We start from the raw sequence: 15473 nt of genomic DNA, 5'->3' as shown, positions 1-15473 counted from the left end.
ACGTGTGATTTGTCGTTCATGACGATCTCCGGTTGCACGGGCGGAATTGCCCGGAACCGTCGCCCTCACGGCGCAGCGCAGCAGTCAGGGGTCGCAGACGGCCGCGAGGACGCAAGCGCCATCGGCGCGCAGCCCTTGTACGGCGAGAACGCCGTGATACGGTGAAGGGACACGGCAAGACCGCCTCCTCACGCATGCGGGGTTTCCGGTAAGCGGAGCGCGCAGGCCTGGGAGGGCCGGAGGCGTCAGGGGTCAAAGCCGAATGGCCGCGATTCGGCAAGAAGCGCGGGGCGCAGCCCGCGAGCCCGCCGGCGGAACGCCGTGACGCCCGACAGGGGGCTCGGCATGGGCTGTAGGCTGCCGTCGCTCTTTCACTGCACAGTAAAAATTGCCATTCGGCTGAATTTTCGGTAGAGTTCGCATATTTACTGAACAGTGAACAAGGCTCCGCGCTGCATGTTTGAGTCCACCCTGACTGAACGAGAGTTGATCGCGCGCTTGGTTGACGCCCTGCGGGAGCTACCCGAGGTAGAGGCCGACCTCGCCCAGGAGCCAGCCGCCCAGCCCAGCGATCGCGGGTACGACGCCCAGGTCGATTTGCACGTTGCTGGGAAGCCGTTCGTCCTGTTGCTTGAAGCTAAGAAGGTCGTCTTTCCGCGAGATGTCCGCCAAGTAATTTGGCAACTCCGGGCGGCGAGCCACGGGAGGCCCACCGGGCAGCGGGAGAACCCCTTGCCACTCCTCGTCGCCGAGTCCATCTCCCCCGGCGCGAAGGAACTGCTCAGAAGCGAGCGCGTCGGCTACTACGACAGCGGCGGCAGCCTGTACCTACCCGCCCCCGGTGCGTACCTCTATATCGACAAGCCGCCCCCCAAAGCCCTGGCGAAGTCGGTGCGGTCGCTGTTCACCGGGCGACGTGCCCAGGTGCTTCACGCCCTGCTGGTACGGCATCAGAAGTGGTTCGGCGTCACCGAGTTGGCGCAGCAGGCGACGGTGTCGCCCGCCACCGCCTCCCAAGTGCTGACCGAACTGGAGCGCTTCGACTGGCTGGTAGTGCGTGGGCAAGGCCCGGGCAAGGAGCGCCACCTTCGCGAGCCGGCGGCCTTGCTGGACGCATGGGCCAAGCAGCTCGCCACCATCCGTCCGTCACCTGTGCGGCGATACTACGTGCCGGGCACGAAGGCGGACACGCTGGCGACGCGAATCGGCCAGGTATTCGACGCGCACGAGGTCCAGTACGCGATCAGCCACGAAGCCGCCGCGCAGCGCTATGCGCCGTTCATTTCTCATGTCTCCCAAGTGCGGGTGCGCGTGCTGATCGGCGGGAACGCCGATGCGGCGATCGGTGACCTGGACGCGCGTGTCGTCAATGAGGGCGCCAATTTGGGGGTCATCGAAGCCAAGTCGTCAGGCGAACTACTGTTCCGCGAGCAGATCGACGGCCTATGGCTGGCCAGCCCAATCCAGATCTATCTCGACCTGCTGCGTGGCGAAGGCCGCTCCAAGGAAATGGCCGAGCACTTCCGCAAAGAAAGGATCGGCTTCTGATGGCCAAGCCCGCAACGCTCGACGGCTACAGTGACCAGTACACCGTGGACTGCGAACGTGTCCTCGTGACGCTGCTGCGCGGTCTCGGACCGTGGAAGGATTCGGTCTACCTGGTCGGCGGGCTCACGCCGCGGTATCTCGTCGCCGCACGGCCACCCGCGGTGCCGGCGCACGCCGGTACGCTGGATGTGGACATCGTGATCGACCTGCAAATCCTGGCCGACACCGAGGCCTATCACACGCTGGAGGATAACCTCAAGAAGATGGGCTTCGAGCGTGCCGAGAACGAAGCCGGGAAGAAGCTCTCGTGGCGTTGGCAGACCCGTACCGAGCATGGTGCGCTGATGGTGCTGGAACTGCTGGCGGATGCGCCGGACCTCGTTGGCGGCAAGGTACAACCGCTGCCGACCGAAGGGACGATCTCGGCCCTGAACATCCCGCACTCGTCCATCGTCTTCGACCTGTACCAAGTCACCGAGATCCAGGCCGAACTGCTGGGCGGCAACGGCATCGCCACCGAGAAGATCAAGCACGCCAATCTCGTCAGCTTCACCTGCTTGAAGTCCTTCGCGTTCGATCAGCGCTTCGAGCGCAAGGACGCGCACGACTTGGTCTATTGCATCGAGCACGCGCCCGAGGGCATGGCCGCCGTGGCCGAAGCCTTCCGCAACGAGCGGCGCGGCAAGCACGGTGCCGTCATCGAGGCCTCGCTGGCGATCGTGCGCAGCCGTTTCGCAGGCGACGAGAAGATCGAGGGCTACCGCAAGGATGGCCCCGTATCGGTCGCCAGGTTCGAGCTGGGCGAAAGCGACGAGCCAGATTTGCGTGAAGCACGGGCACTGCGGCAGCGGCAGGCCTGTGACGTGATAGAGCAACTGCTGGCTCGGATCGGTTGAGGATCGGCGACATGAACTTTCCCGCCGACATCAAAGGCTGCATGAAGGACTGCATCCTGTCCCTGTTCTGGCCACGCAAGGACATTGTGGGCTTCTTCGAAAAGCACGGATGCACGAAGGCGGAGATCGCGCGGTTGCAGATCGAGGGCGAGAATGCCCTCAAGCGACATGAAATAGTTGATGCTCTGTTCTCCGCACTCGCAGCACGTTCTGACAACGGCCTTGGCCCATTCCGGGCGATGCTGCAATCGCTACTGAGCTGGTCGCATTTCGACCCGTACTATTTCGACAAGCTACGCAAGCTGGACCGCAGCACAGCCAACAAGAGTCTGGAGCATCTCCGCCAACTGCAGGAAATTCGAGACGCCAGGATCAAGGCCGATCGCGAGCGCAGAGCTGCACAGGATGCAGCTCGCCAGCAACCCACAGCGTCGCTCGATCAACTACGCGCCGAATACCTCGATCTCCTCGCCGACAAGACCTCACGGCAGCAGCGCGGGTACGCGCTGGAACGGATCTTGGCCGAGTTGTCACGCCTCTCTCATCTGGAGACCACCGAGGCTTTCCGCGTAAACGGAGAGCAGGTCGATGGCGCAGTGAAGTTCGACGGGGAACATTATCTGATTGAAGCGAAGTGGCAGGAACGGTCTGCAAGCAACGAGCCCGTCTACCAGTTTGCCGGCAAAGTGGCGGGCAAACTATACGGACGCGGCCTGTTCATTTCAGTGAATGGCTTTAGTTCAGAGGTTATTCGTAGCCTCGTAATTGGCAAGGAAATTCAAACGCTATTCATCGACGGCGAGGATCTGATCTTGGTACTGGAAGGGCACCTGAGTTTGCGGGAGATGATCGATCGCAAAGTCAAGGCGGCACAAACCAAAGGGCTCATCTACGTCCATCCCATATCCGGTGCCGAGAAGAAGCTCTGAGATGCAGGCGATCGCTATGTCACCCAAGAACCTGTCAAAGATCCACTGGAATCAAGAATGAACAGCCTCGCCTCCAGCTATAGGGGCTATGCCGATCTAGCCAAAGCCCAAGCCGAAGGTGAGGACTACAGAGTGCTTGTGCGTCCGGTCGCGGCGTCGTCGATCGCTGTCATTGCGCCGCATGGAGGAAGGATCGAGAAGTACACGTCGGACATCGCCTGCGGCGTTGCTGGAGGAGACTTCAATCTCTACTCCTTTGAAGGAATTAGGCCGTCCGGCAACTATTCAACGTTGCATCTGACAAGCCATCGGTTCGACGAACCGCGTTGTTTGGAACTCCTGTCCAAGTGCGATTACGTCGTTGCGATTCACGGATGCGGCGGCGATGATCAACGAGTTCTCCTCGGCGGGCTTGATGGACCTTTGAAGCTGGCGATCAGAGAAGCGATGCATGGGATCGGAGTCGATGCCCAAAGCGAGGATCACCCGTTTCCCGCCACAGACCCGAAGAACATTTGCAATCGGGGACGACGCGGCATCGGTGTGCAGCTCGAACTGACATTAGGACTCAGGCTGCACGGGCCACGCGACGCGATATGCAAGGCGATCCGCTCGGTGCTGATGGCGTTGCCGAACGCGGACCAAGAAAGAGGACAAGGGAAATGATCCTGACCGACAACGAAACAAAAGTCGACCTGCTAAACAACGAGGCCATCGCTGCCACGATCGTCGGGCTGCTTCGTGCCAAGCCCGATCATCCGGTGACGATCGGCGTGCACGGCGACTGGGGGGCGGGCAAGTCCAGCGTGCTCGAAATGATCGAGGCGGGCTTTGCAGACAAGAACGATGTCCTGTGCCTCAAATTCAATGGGTGGCGTTTTCAAGGCTTTGAGGACGCGAAGATAGCCCTGATCGAAGGAATCGTCACGGGCCTGGTCGAGAAAAGACCAGCGTTGAACAAGGCGGCTGTGGCCGTCAAGGATGTCTTCCGCCGCATCGACTGGCTGAAGGTCGCCAAGAGAGCCGGTGGTTTGGCCTTGACCGCCTTCACGGGTATCCCGACGCCCGAGCAAATCGGAGCCGTCGTCGGCTCGCTCGAAGCGCTGGTGGCAGACCCCGCCAAGCTCGTGACAAAAGAGAACATCTCGACGGCCATCGATGAAGCCAAGGCCCTGCTGAAGCCGGACGAGTCCAAGAATGTGCCGGAGGAAGTGGAGGCGTTCCGCAAGGCGTTCGACCAGCTCTTGAAAGACGCAGGCATCAAGCAGCTCGTTGTCCTGATCGATGACCTCGACCGTTGCCTGCCCGACACCGCCATTGAAACGCTCGAAGCCATCCGGCTGTTCGTGTTCACCGCGCGGACGGCGTTCGTCGTCGCGGCCGACGAGGCGATGATCGAGTATGCGGTGCGCAAGCACTTTCCAGATCTGCCCGACAGCACCGGACCGCGCGACTACGCTCGCAACTATCTCGAAAAGCTCATCCAGGTTCCATTCCGCATTCCAGCCCTCGGCGAAGCTGAGACGCGGATTTACGTCACGTTGTTGTTGGCCGGCGCCGAGATCGGAGAGAACGACGAGGACTACGCGAAGCTGATCGCGGTCGCGCGGGAGAAGCTGAAACGACCTTGGACTAGCGGGGGGCTGGACGCCATGACGGTCAAGACGACGCTCGGCAAGCAGGCCGAGAAGGCGAACAATGCGCTTACCCTCAGCGACCAGATCGGCCCCATCCTGGCAAGCGGCACGAAGGGCAACCCGCGTCAGATCAAGCGCTTCCTCAACACGCTGCTGTTGCGCGAGCGCACCGCGACCGCGCGCGGTTTCGGCGACGACATCACGCTCCCCGTGCTTGCGAAGCTCATGCTCGCGGAGCGCTTCATCCCAAGGTTGTTCGAGCAGATTGCGTTCGTCGCGGCGGTCCATCCACAGGGGCTGTGCGAAGACCTTGAAACGCTTGAGAAGAGTTTGGCTGCGGCTAACAGCAAAGATGGTGAGCCGAAAGGGAAGAAGGCCGCCGAGCCTACACCTGCGCCCGACAACGCCGTGGTGACCGAATGGAAGTCGTCGGAGTCGGTGCGCGACTGGGCTCGCCTCTCGCCGAAGCTCTCAGGGCTCGACCTGCGCCCCTATTTGTTCGTGACAAAGGACAAGAAGGACTACTTTGGCCCGGTGTCGGTGCTGGGTCATCTGGCTGGCGTGGTCGAGAAGCTGTTCGGCGGCAAGATGACCGTCCAAGGCTACGAAGCCGAGCTGAAGCAACTCGTGCAGCCCGAAGCCGAAAAAGTGTTCGAGGCCGTTCGCAGCAAGATCATGAGCACGGGCACCTTCGACACCAAGCCAGCGGGTGTTGATGGCTTCGTCGTCCTTGTGAAGGCGCAGCCCGGCCTCCAGGGCCAGTTGATGGACTTCCTAGAGGCACTGCCAAGCAGCAAGTGCGGGCCATGGGTTGTCAGCGGCTGGCAGGGTGTCATCAAAGACACCGAATGTGCTGCTCGCCTGACGAAGCTGCTGGGTGACTGGAGCAAAGTCACCAATAACCCCGGCCTCAAAGCCAGCGCCGAAGCAGCGCTCAAAGATACGAAGGGAGGGCGTTGATGGGAACCTCGACAGCTTACAGTGGCCCTGGCGGTGGAACACCGCTTGTTCCATCATGGTTGGGCGACGGCGGTGACGCCCCTGCTTCCGCTCCAGGCGATGGCGCAGGGCCGGATGGCCAACCACCCGCCGATGGCGCTGCGCCGCCTGTGCCGCCAAACCGCCCGCCCATTCCCAGGACAGCAGATCCTCAACGCTTCTCCGGCGCTCGCAACAGCTTCACGCGATTTGCTGGTTCGGGCGGTGGTGATCGGGCCAACATGGGTCGCGCTGTCTCAAGGTACGTCTCAACGTCCGCTGGAGGCGCGCGCCAGGCTGCCCAACGCATGGGCGCCTCTCGGGGGGCCGGCGCACGGCTCCTCGGCTTCTTGGCCGATGCGCAAACTCGGGGTGTGCGCGAGGCGCTGCGTGCCCTGGACCTGGAATCGTTGGCAGGTCGCCCGATCACTGAAATCTTCGTGGGACTGGCCGACTACATCTGCCCAGGCGCTGGCACGGTCGATGAGGGCATCGCCCGCGAGGCCTACATCGAAACCATCGTTGAACTGGCGAGCGAAGGTCTCACCGACTTGGCAACGTTCACTCCGGATCAGATGCAGACGGTATTCGAGTTGTATGCCACCCATGCCATCGAGGCGCGCATCTGCAATGACATCGGCACCAAAGCCGTGACCATGCCGGCAGATACGCATGCGGCGCACCGCGTCGAGCAACAGCTACGTGACTTCATCCGAGGCGGGGTAAGCGACGCACTCACTCGTGCAAGGGCGGAGACACCCAATCTCACGCCCGAGCGGATTCAAGGCTTCGTGGACGCTGTGTACGAGTCCGCATTTGCGATCTTGCAGACCTTGGGCGATGCGGAGGTCAACCAATGAAGCGACAACTCCTAGCAGGCCGCTTCGGCCCCGATGACAGCTTCGATGTGACGGCAGGCGCCGATGAACAGAGAACCTATCTGCAACTCGTCGCCGGCGAAAAGTCCTTGGATCACGGCATCGGTGGTGCGCTCACCAATCTGAAGAAGATTGGGGTGTTTCCGTCGGAGATCGGCATCGACCTGCTGGTGCTGGCCGCGCATGTCCATGCGGCGGACACGCGCATCTCTCGTGCCGAGCAGTCTCAGGACTCGTGGACGCGCGAGATACGGCTCGTCGTGCCGGTCAGCGATCCAGCTCGTTGGGGCGTAGCAGCGCCGACACTTAAAAAATCTCTCGACTTCTTGACGGGTGATCGGTGGACGATCGGATTCAGGGCACGTCCGAACCGGTTCGCGACGATCGCTCAGGCGGCGCCTCCAAGCCTGATCGCTCCGCCCTTCGATTCCCTCAGCCTGTTCTCGGGGGGACTGGACAGCCTGATTGGTGCCATCGACCTGCTGGAGGATGGTGCTACGCCATTGCTGGTCAGCCACTTCGGCGAAGGTTCGATCAGCGACGCGCAGGGCAAGTTGTTCACGGGCCTGAAGAAGAACTACGCCAAATCGTCTTTCGAGCGGTTGCGTGTCGGCATGACCTTTAAGAAAGGCCTCGTGGCAGACGTTGGCTCGGAAGACAGCACGCGCGGCAGATCGTTCCTGTTCTTCGCGCTCGGCGTGTTCGCTGGCACTGGGTTGGGTCGCCGTTTTGTACTACGCGTCCCCGAGAATGGGCTGATCGCATTGAATGTGCCTTTGGACCCTCTGCGGCTGGGTTCGAATAGCACGCGGACCACCCATCCCTACTACATGGCACGATGGAATGACCTGCTCGGCACACTCGGCATCGACGGCGAGGTCCAGAATCCGTATTGGGACAAGACGAAGGGCGAGATGGCCGCAGCCTGCCATAACCCAGCCCTCTTGAAGAAATTGGCACCAGATTCGCTGTCGTGTGCACACCCTGCCTATGCGCGATGGCTCGGACGTGGCATCGAGCACTGTGGCTATTGCCTGCCATGCCTAATCCGCCGAGCAGCGTTAACGGCAGCGTGGGGGACAGGAAACGACCCGACGACGTATACCGTGCCCGACCTTCAAGCGCAGCCGTTGGACACGCGCCAAGCGACCGGAGTGCAAGTCAGATCTTTTCAGTACGCGATCGAACGCTTGAAAGGGAAGCCGCAGCTCGCGAACCTTCTGATCCACAAGCCGGGCTCGCTTGCGGATGAAGCCGCGCATCTGGATCAGCTTGCCGATGTCTACCGGCGTGGCCTTGATGAAGTCGCGCAACTTATCGACGGCGCCGAGGCGAGACCGAGCTGACGAGGATGCGTGCATGATCTCTTCAACCGGCCTCGTGGACTTCCACTGCCACCTCGATCTCTACCCGGACCATGCCGTGGCAGTTCAGGATGCGGAGGCGGCCGCCGTGTTCACGCTAGCGGTGACGACAACACCGCGCGCCTGGCCTCGCAATCACGAACTCGCGCAGCGAACGAAGCATGTTCGAGCGGCGCTGGGGCTGCATCCGCAGTTGGTCGCGGAGCGTGAAAACGAAATCGAATTGTGGGATCGATACCTTGCGGAGACGCGCTACATCGGTGAGGTCGGATTGGACGCTGGCCCCCGGTTCTTCAAGTCGCTCGATGCGCAGAAGCGTGTATTCCAGCATGTGTTGCAGCGCTGCGCTCAGGCCGGTGGGAAAATCATCACGGTCCACAGCATCAGGTCAGCCAAGGCGGTACTTGATCTTGTCCAGACGCATCTGCCACCCGAGCGCGGCAAGATCGTTCTTCATTGGTTCACCGGGACAAAGAGCGAGGCGAAGCGTGCGCTGGAGTTGGGCTGCTACTTCTCGATCAACGCAGGAATGCTTGGCAATGAGAAGCACGCGCCAATGGTGCAGACCATCCCGCTGGATCGGATGCTGACGGAAACCGACGGTCCCTTTACTCGCACCGGCGACAGACCTTCGCGGCCGGCCGATGTGGCGGGCGTGGTGGAGTCACTGAGCCGTTTGCATGGGTTGCCTGCGACCAATGTAGCCAACCTCGTTCGCGACAACCTACGCGCGTTGCTCGGGTAGTGATGGTCGGCCGAACCAAGTGTGCTTTCGGGCGCCAATTGCCGTGACTCCGACACGACAATTGGCTGCCGACCGACTCACGAAACGGGCCGCAGGAGGACATCATCGGTGTATCTGGCACAACTGAGAATATCCAACTTCAGGAAACTACAGAAAGCTGATCTGAGCTTCCAGCCAGGACTGAACGTTCTGGTCGGCGCTAACAACGTCGGCAAGACCGCTGTCGTCGATGCACTACGTGCGCTGCTTGCGGGGCATGATGAGCCGTACCCGCGCCTTGACAGCGAGGATATGCACCGGCCCAAGGGCGGTGCTCCGGCGGGCAACATCGAGTTCCAGTACGTCTTTCGTGATTTGGACCCGGATGACGAGGCCGACTTCCTGGCAGCGCTGAAGCCCGACGCACTCGGCAAGCTCGAAGCGCATATCACCATCCGTTACTCGGAAGCCGACAAGACGGGAAGGCTGCGTGCCAAGCGCTGGTGTGGCGACCACGAGGACATGGGCTTGACCGCAGACATGATGGAGAACTTGCGCGGTGTCTATCTGCCGCCGCTGCGGGACGCTTCGCAAGGACTCAAGCCCAGTCGCACCAGCCAATTGGCCCGGTTGTTTCAGCTCCTGGCTGACGACGCGGGACGCGATGGCATCAACGACGCGCTGAAAAAGCTCGACGAGGAGTTGAAGAAGCACGAGCCGGTCGTCAACACTCACACAGCCATCAAGAATCGGCACGGCACGATGCTTGGGCCGCAGCTTGCCCAAATTCTGGATCTTGGCCTGAGCGGTAGCGACTTCCAGCGGCTGGCGTCGCGCCTGTCGCTGGTGGTGGACGCGTTCGAGATCGAGCAGAACGGGCTCGGCTTCAACAACTTGATCTTCATGGCCGTCGTGCTCAGTGAGCTGACCAAGAACCCGGAAGCAAGCTATCGAGGCCTGATCATCGAGGAGCCGGAGGCGCACCTGCACCCGCAACTTCAGGCGGTACTGCTGGACTATCTGGGGACTATCAAGGCCGTCGAAGGCGAGAAGCCTGTCCAGTTGTTCGTTACCAGCCACTCCCCCAACTTCGCCAGCATCGCCGATCTCGACAGCCTTGCCTGCCTGGTCGATACGGGAAGCTCCGTGGAGACATTCTTTCCGCGTACGATTGCCTTCGGCAAGGGGAAGCGAGAGAAGCTGGAACGTTACCTCGACGTGACCCGTGCCGAGTTGTTCTTTGCCCGCCGTGTCATCTTCGTCGAAGGCGCGGCCGAGTTGATGTTGGTGAGCGTGTTGGCGGAGAAGTGCGGGCATAGGCTGCGCGAACACGGTGTCAGCCTGATCAGCGTCGAAGGATTGAACTTCGACTCGTTCCTGCCGTTGTTCGGCGAAAAGGCACTGAAGGTTCCGGTGGCTGTCATCACAGACGCGGACCCGGTCGACGACCCCGACGGCGACGGAGAACAGCAGGCGGCCTACCCCGCGCCCGGTACTGCTGTGAAGGTGTCGGACAACACCGCCAAGATGAAGGAAGGCGAGGATGCCTTCGTCAAGATATTCCACGGTCTCAAGACATTCGAATACGACTTGGCCCTGCATGCCGACAACCGTGTCGCGATGCTGGCGGCTCTCAAGGAGCTGCACCCGAAGATTGGCGAAACCGTCGCAGTAACGGTCGAAGCCGCGGAAGGCGATGCGGCCAAGGCGCGCGCCCTTTTCAGCGGCATGTTTGAGCGCCCGCAGAACAACGTGCAGAAAGGCCGCTTCGGCCAGGCACTCGCGCAGGTGATTGCCGATGGCGCCGCGTGCGTAGTGCCGGACTACATCCGCGAGGCAATCACCCACGCCTGCCAAGTCAAGGAGCCCGAGTAGTGGCCCAGCCGTCCGACGAGCAGTTGCAGGTCATCGGCGCACCAATCGCACCGATGTCCGTAATTGCCTGCGCTGGCAGCGGCAAAACGTTCACCGCCGTACGCCGGCTGGCGCAGATGCGCCGACAACTCGGTGATAATCGCGGTCGCGTCGCTCTCCTGTCGTTCTCCAATGTCGCCGTGGATACCTTTCGGCGCGAATACCAGAATCTGGTCCAGGAGGTGCCCTCCAGCGTCGCCCACGGCCGCGTCGAGATCGACACGCTAGACACCTTCATCACCGGCAACGTGCTGCGCCCACACGCGTATCGCACGATGGGTGCGCAGCAGGCTGCATTCCTTGTGATGGGCGGGGAAGCGTTCCTGGGCGGCTTCAGGTTCCAGACGAACACGTATCCTCGCGAGATCACGCAGATGCAAGTTGGCATCGACAACAACGGTGTCCATTTCTGCTACGCGGACAACGACCGGACGCTCAGGCTGGATACCGCGCAAGCGACGCGCCTTGTGCATCGTCTTGGACAGGTAGGTGCATATACACACAACCTCGGGCGTTACTGGTGCTACCGCACCCTGGCAGAACAGCCCGGCATCCTGCGCGCCCTGGTCCGCCGCTATCCGTATATTCTGATCGACGAAGCGCAGGACATCGGTACGGCTCATCAGGCCATCATCGAGCAGCTTGTCGGTGCGGGCTGCCAGGTCTCGTTGATCGGTGATCCAAACCAAGGCATCTACGAGTTCGCCGGTGCCAATGGGGCGTTCCTGACACGGTACGGTCAGTGGGAAGGTGTCAACAGTCTCCACCTGACCAGGAACTTCCGGTCTGTGCCAGCGATTCTGGATTTGGCCAATAGGCTGTCAACGCGGGCAGACACCGCGGACAGGTTAGTGCCCGATACGACGCATGGCGCTTTCTTCGTGCCCTACCGGAACGCCGAACGCGAGAACCTCATCGCTGCTTTCCAGGCGGCGGTATTGGCGGCCGACCTGAAGCTGGAAAGCTCGGCCGTGCTGTGCCGCGCCCGGGACATGGCCAACAAGCTCGGCGGCAACGAAGGGGCGCCAGGCCAGGGAACCGTCAAGGCTCTCGCACAGGCCGCCATCCTGCGCGACCGGCACCAGGACTATCTCGGCGCGTTCAAGCTGGTGGCTTCCGGCATCGTCGGTCTACTTGCCAACCCGCCGCAGGGACTGGTGGCAAAGATCACGCAGCCCGGGCGCTACCCGGATGATCGAATGCTGCGACGGCTCGTTTGGGCATTCACGCGCAATCCAGATTCGGGGCTGCCGGCCGCGACATTGACCGGGGACACGCAGTGGCATCCGCTGCTGCTGGAACGGACGAAGACATTGCTGGCGCAAATCGCACAAGACCACGGCTTGACGAGCACCAACAACCTGGGCAACAAGCTCGCAAGAAGGGGGTTGCCCAATGCGCCGCTGATCACCGACGCTGACTTGGCAGCGAACGACGACGCACCGCGCATCCGAGTGGACACAGTCCATCAGGCGAAGGGCGAAAGCCTTGATGCTGTGCTGTACTTGGCCAACCGGGAACACGCCAATGCGCTGCTGGCCGGCGTAGACACCGAAGTCGGGCGCATCGGCTATGTTGCCGTGACTCGCGCCCGCAATCTTCTGTGGCTCGGTGTACCGGCCAATGCGCTGGAGGAATTGAGACCCGTCTTGCTTGAACGGGGGTTTCAGGAAGCCGGCGCAGCGATAGCCCCAGCGTAGCAGCCGTCAGGCCGCTCGCAAGTCGCTCGAACTCCGAGACAGCGTCTCGGAAATCCTGATGCCTATGGTAAGGCAGGGATTGAAGCCGGATCGCCCCGCGGCGCCGACGGCGCTGCGGACGACGCAAATGCCTTGTGCCTGGTCATGCCATCGCCTCCGCAGGGCGCCGCGCGCCCGTGATGGCCTGCCGCCGGCTCGCCACAAGTTCGGTCGCATCCCGCACCGGCTTGTCCTCGGTGTGGACGTAGTGCATGAACATCGCCACGGTCTTGTGGCCCGTCAGTTTCATGCCCACCTTGGTCGGCACGCCCGAATTGGCAATGTCGGTCGTGGCCCGGTGGCGGATGCCGTGCGTGCCGACGTGGGGCACGCCGGCGGCCTTGAGCGCGCGCTTCCAGCCGCCATAGTGTTCGCCATGCGTCAGATGCCGGGCCGGGTCGTTGGGCGACGGCAGGACGTAGGGGCAGCCCTCCCGGCGCGGCGCCGTCGAAAGCAGCCGATAGGCTTCCTCGCTCATGGGCTTGGAAATGCCGCCGGTCTTGCTGTCGGGCCAGACCACCCGGCGCTTCTCCAGATCAACCCAGCCCCATTCGAGCGGGCAGATTTCGGAGCGGCGGGCGGCGAACTCGAATTGCAGGCGGATCGCCAGCGGGATGACGTAGCTCTCCAGCCCTTCGGCCTCCAGCTTTTCCAACTGGCGGAAGATCCGCACCAGTTCATCGTCCACGATGAGCCGGGTTTCCTTGCCCGGCGGAAACATCGGGACATGGCGGCACGGGTTCGTGCCGTCAGGGCGCAGTCCCCACACTTCGGCCAGGTTGAACATCTTGCGCAGCACGCCGAAGGCGCGGTTCGCCTCGGCCGGCTTGTGGGCCAGCTTCTTCATCAGCGCGGCCACGTCCGGGCGCTTCACGTCCTGCACCTTCATCCGGCCCAGGATGGGGATGATGCAGCGGTCGATGACACCCTGGTAGCCGCGCTGCGTGCTGTGCTTGTTACGCTGCTTGGAGTAGTCCTCCATGAAGGTGTGGCAATACTCCTTCATGGTCTGTGCCTTGCGGGCGGCGGCCTTGGCCGCGCTGGGGTCGCCGCCCTTGCGCACCTCGGCCAGCCATTCCTGCGCCATGACGCGGGCCTGCTCGACGGTCAGTTCCCCGTACTGCCCCAGGGCCGGCTTGCGCCGCTCGCCGGCGTTCGTGCGGTACTGGAGCATGAACACCTTGCGGCCGGCCGGGGTGATCTTGCACAGGAAGCCGGGCACCAAGGTGTCCCGCAGTTCGATGGCCTGCGCCTGGGGCTTGGCGGCATCGACAGCGGACTTGGTGAGCTTGATTCTTGCCATGATGACTCCTCGGAAACCTCGGTTTCCAAGAGCCACGTGGGAGCCACGCGACCGGAAGCCGGGTCAAGTTTCGGATAGCACCGGCATATGATGGACGCGCCTAAGTCCTTGATAAACCTGCTGTAGCGGGCTTGGGCGCAGTCCAGCGAAGTACCGGGCTAGAGTCATCGTCAAACAAAAAACCCCAGCAGATGCCGGGGCTTCTCGTTCGCGAAGGCGCGGGCGCCTTACTTCTTCTTCGGCATGTACAGATCGGTGATCGTGCCGTCGTAGATTTCCGAGGCCATCGCCACCGACTCGCTCAGCGTCGGGTGGGCATGGATGGTGTGGCCGATGTCTTCCGCCTCCGCACCCATCTCGATTGCCAGGCCGATCTCGGCCAGCAGGTCACCGGCGTGCACGCCGACGATGGCACCACCGATGATGCGGTGGGTCTCTTCGTCGAAGATCAGCTTGGTGAAGCCCTCGGTGCGGCCGATGCCGATCGCGCGGCCACTGGCGGCCCACGGGAACTTGGCCACGCCGACCTTCAGGCCCTTGGCCTTGGCTTCGGTCTCAGTCACGCCGACCCAGGCGATTTCCGGGTTGGTGTAGGCCACCGACGGAATCACGCGGGCGACCCATTCCTTCTTGTGGCCGGCAGCCACTTCGGCGGCCAGCTTGCCCTCATGCGTGGCCTTGTGGGCCAGCATCGGGTTGCCGACGATGTCGCCGATGGCAAAGATGTGCGGCACATTGGTGCGCATCTGGCGATCGACCGGGATGAAGCCACGCTCGGTGACCTGCACGCCGGCCTTTTCGGCATCGATCTTCTTGCCGTTCGGCGAGCGACCCACGGCCACCAGCACGCGATCGAAGGTGCCCTGCGCCAGCGCAGGCGCCTGGCCTTCCTCGGCGGCGTCGAAGGTCACGGTGATGCCCTTGGCATCGGCGGTGACGCCCGAGGCCTTGGTCTTCAGGTGGACTTCGATGCCCTGCTTCTTCAGGCGGTCGGCCAGCGGCTTGACCAGGTCCTTGTCGGCGCCCGGCATCAGCTGGTCCATGAACTCGACCACGGTGACCTTGCTACCCAGCGCGCTGTACACGGTGGCCATTTCCAGGCCGATAATGCCGCCGCCGACGACCAGCAGCGAGCCCGGCACTTCGGCCAGCTCCAGCGCGTCGGTGGAGTCCATCACGCGCTTGTCGTCCCACGGGAAGTTCGGCAGCTTCACCGCCTGCGAACCGGCAGCGATGATGCACTTCTGGAAGCGCAGCAGCTGGGTGCTGCCATCAGCGGCGGTGATTTCCAGCTCGTTGGCCGAAACGAATTTGCCAACGCCCTGCACGCTGCGGACCTTGCGCTGCTTGGCCATGCCGGCCAGGCCCTTGGTCAGCTGGTTGACGACCTTTTCCTTGTACTCGCGCAGCTTGTCCAGGGTGATGGTCGGCTTGCCGAACTCGACGCCGAAATCACCGGCGTGGGCCACTTCGTCGATGACCGCTGCAGCGTGCAGCAGCGCCTTGGACGGAATGCAGCCCACGTTGAGGCAGACGCCACCGAGGCTGGCGTAACGCTCGACC

At 62.4% G+C, this 15473-nt stretch carries 12 protein-coding genes; 10 read left to right on the top strand and 2 right to left on the bottom strand.

The features are described from left to right. Positions 1-456 precede the first annotated feature (456 nt). The 10 genes from QRO95_RS22810 to QRO95_RS22765 all read left to right on the top strand — a co-directional run bounded on the left by QRO95_RS22810 (position 457) and on the right by QRO95_RS22765 (position 12568). Positions 457-1548: a hypothetical protein gene (locus QRO95_RS22810; RefSeq protein WP_285303551.1), complete on the top strand. Its 1092-nt coding sequence runs from the start codon at positions 457-459 to the stop codon at positions 1546-1548. Beyond that, a complete protein-coding gene (locus QRO95_RS22805; protein ID WP_285303550.1) occupies positions 1548-2444 on the top strand; it encodes an antitoxin in 897 nt (298 codons plus the stop codon). Before QRO95_RS22810 ends, QRO95_RS22805 begins: the two co-directional genes overlap by 1 nt. An 11-nt stretch (positions 2445-2455) precedes the next feature. Then, complete coding sequence (locus QRO95_RS22800) at positions 2456-3373, top strand: restriction endonuclease (RefSeq protein WP_285303549.1); 918 nt, start codon at positions 2456-2458, stop codon at positions 3371-3373. 57 nt (positions 3374-3430) lie between these two features. Then, the gene (locus QRO95_RS22795; RefSeq protein WP_285303548.1) at positions 3431-4039 is read left to right on the top strand and encodes a poly-gamma-glutamate hydrolase family protein; all 609 of its coding nucleotides are present in this window, start codon (positions 3431-3433) and stop codon (positions 4037-4039) included. Further along, positions 4036-5970, top strand: a complete 1935-nt coding sequence (gene qatA, locus QRO95_RS22790) for a Qat anti-phage system ATPase QatA (protein WP_285303547.1) — start codon at positions 4036-4038, stop codon at positions 5968-5970. Before QRO95_RS22795 ends, qatA begins: the two co-directional genes overlap by 4 nt. After that, positions 5970-6848, top strand: a complete 879-nt coding sequence (gene qatB / locus QRO95_RS25345) for a Qat anti-phage system associated protein QatB (RefSeq protein ID WP_343237340.1) — start codon at positions 5970-5972, stop codon at positions 6846-6848. Before qatA ends, qatB begins: the two co-directional genes overlap by 1 nt. Next, positions 6845-8212 (top strand): Qat anti-phage system QueC-like protein QatC, encoded by a 1368-nt coding sequence (qatC, locus tag QRO95_RS22780; RefSeq protein WP_285303545.1) that lies wholly within the window; start codon positions 6845-6847, stop codon positions 8210-8212. The genes qatB and qatC overlap by 4 nt, the downstream gene beginning before the upstream one ends. 13 nt (positions 8213-8225) lie before the next feature. Beyond that, positions 8226-8975 (top strand): Qat anti-phage system TatD family nuclease QatD, encoded by a 750-nt coding sequence (gene qatD / locus QRO95_RS22775; RefSeq protein ID WP_285303544.1) that lies wholly within the window; start codon positions 8226-8228, stop codon positions 8973-8975. 108 nt (positions 8976-9083) lie between these two features. Then, the gene (locus tag QRO95_RS22770; protein WP_285303543.1) at positions 9084-10829 is read left to right on the top strand and encodes an ATP-dependent endonuclease; all 1746 of its coding nucleotides are present in this window, start codon (positions 9084-9086) and stop codon (positions 10827-10829) included. Beyond that, the gene (locus tag QRO95_RS22765) at positions 10829-12568 is read left to right on the top strand and encodes a UvrD-helicase domain-containing protein (protein WP_285303542.1); all 1740 of its coding nucleotides are present in this window, start codon (positions 10829-10831) and stop codon (positions 12566-12568) included. The genes QRO95_RS22770 and QRO95_RS22765 overlap by 1 nt, the downstream gene beginning before the upstream one ends. Positions 12569-12710: 142 nt before the next feature. On the opposite strand, the gene QRO95_RS22760 is transcribed toward QRO95_RS22765, so the two are convergent. Beyond that, positions 12711-13910, bottom strand: a complete 1200-nt coding sequence (locus QRO95_RS22760; RefSeq protein WP_285303541.1) for a site-specific integrase — start codon at positions 13908-13910, stop codon at positions 12711-12713. Between the two features lie 227 nt (positions 13911-14137). Further along, positions 14138-15473, bottom strand: a 1336-nt coding sequence (gene lpdA, locus QRO95_RS22755) for a dihydrolipoyl dehydrogenase (RefSeq protein WP_285303540.1), incomplete at its 5' end; no start/stop codon positions are given.

Source organism: Stenotrophomonas maltophilia group sp. Smal13 (genome assembly GCF_030236855.1).
In the GTDB taxonomy this organism is placed as follows: domain Bacteria; phylum Pseudomonadota; class Gammaproteobacteria; order Xanthomonadales; family Xanthomonadaceae; genus Stenotrophomonas; species Stenotrophomonas maltophilia_A.
This window is presented reverse-complemented; position numbering and strand designations above follow the sequence as displayed.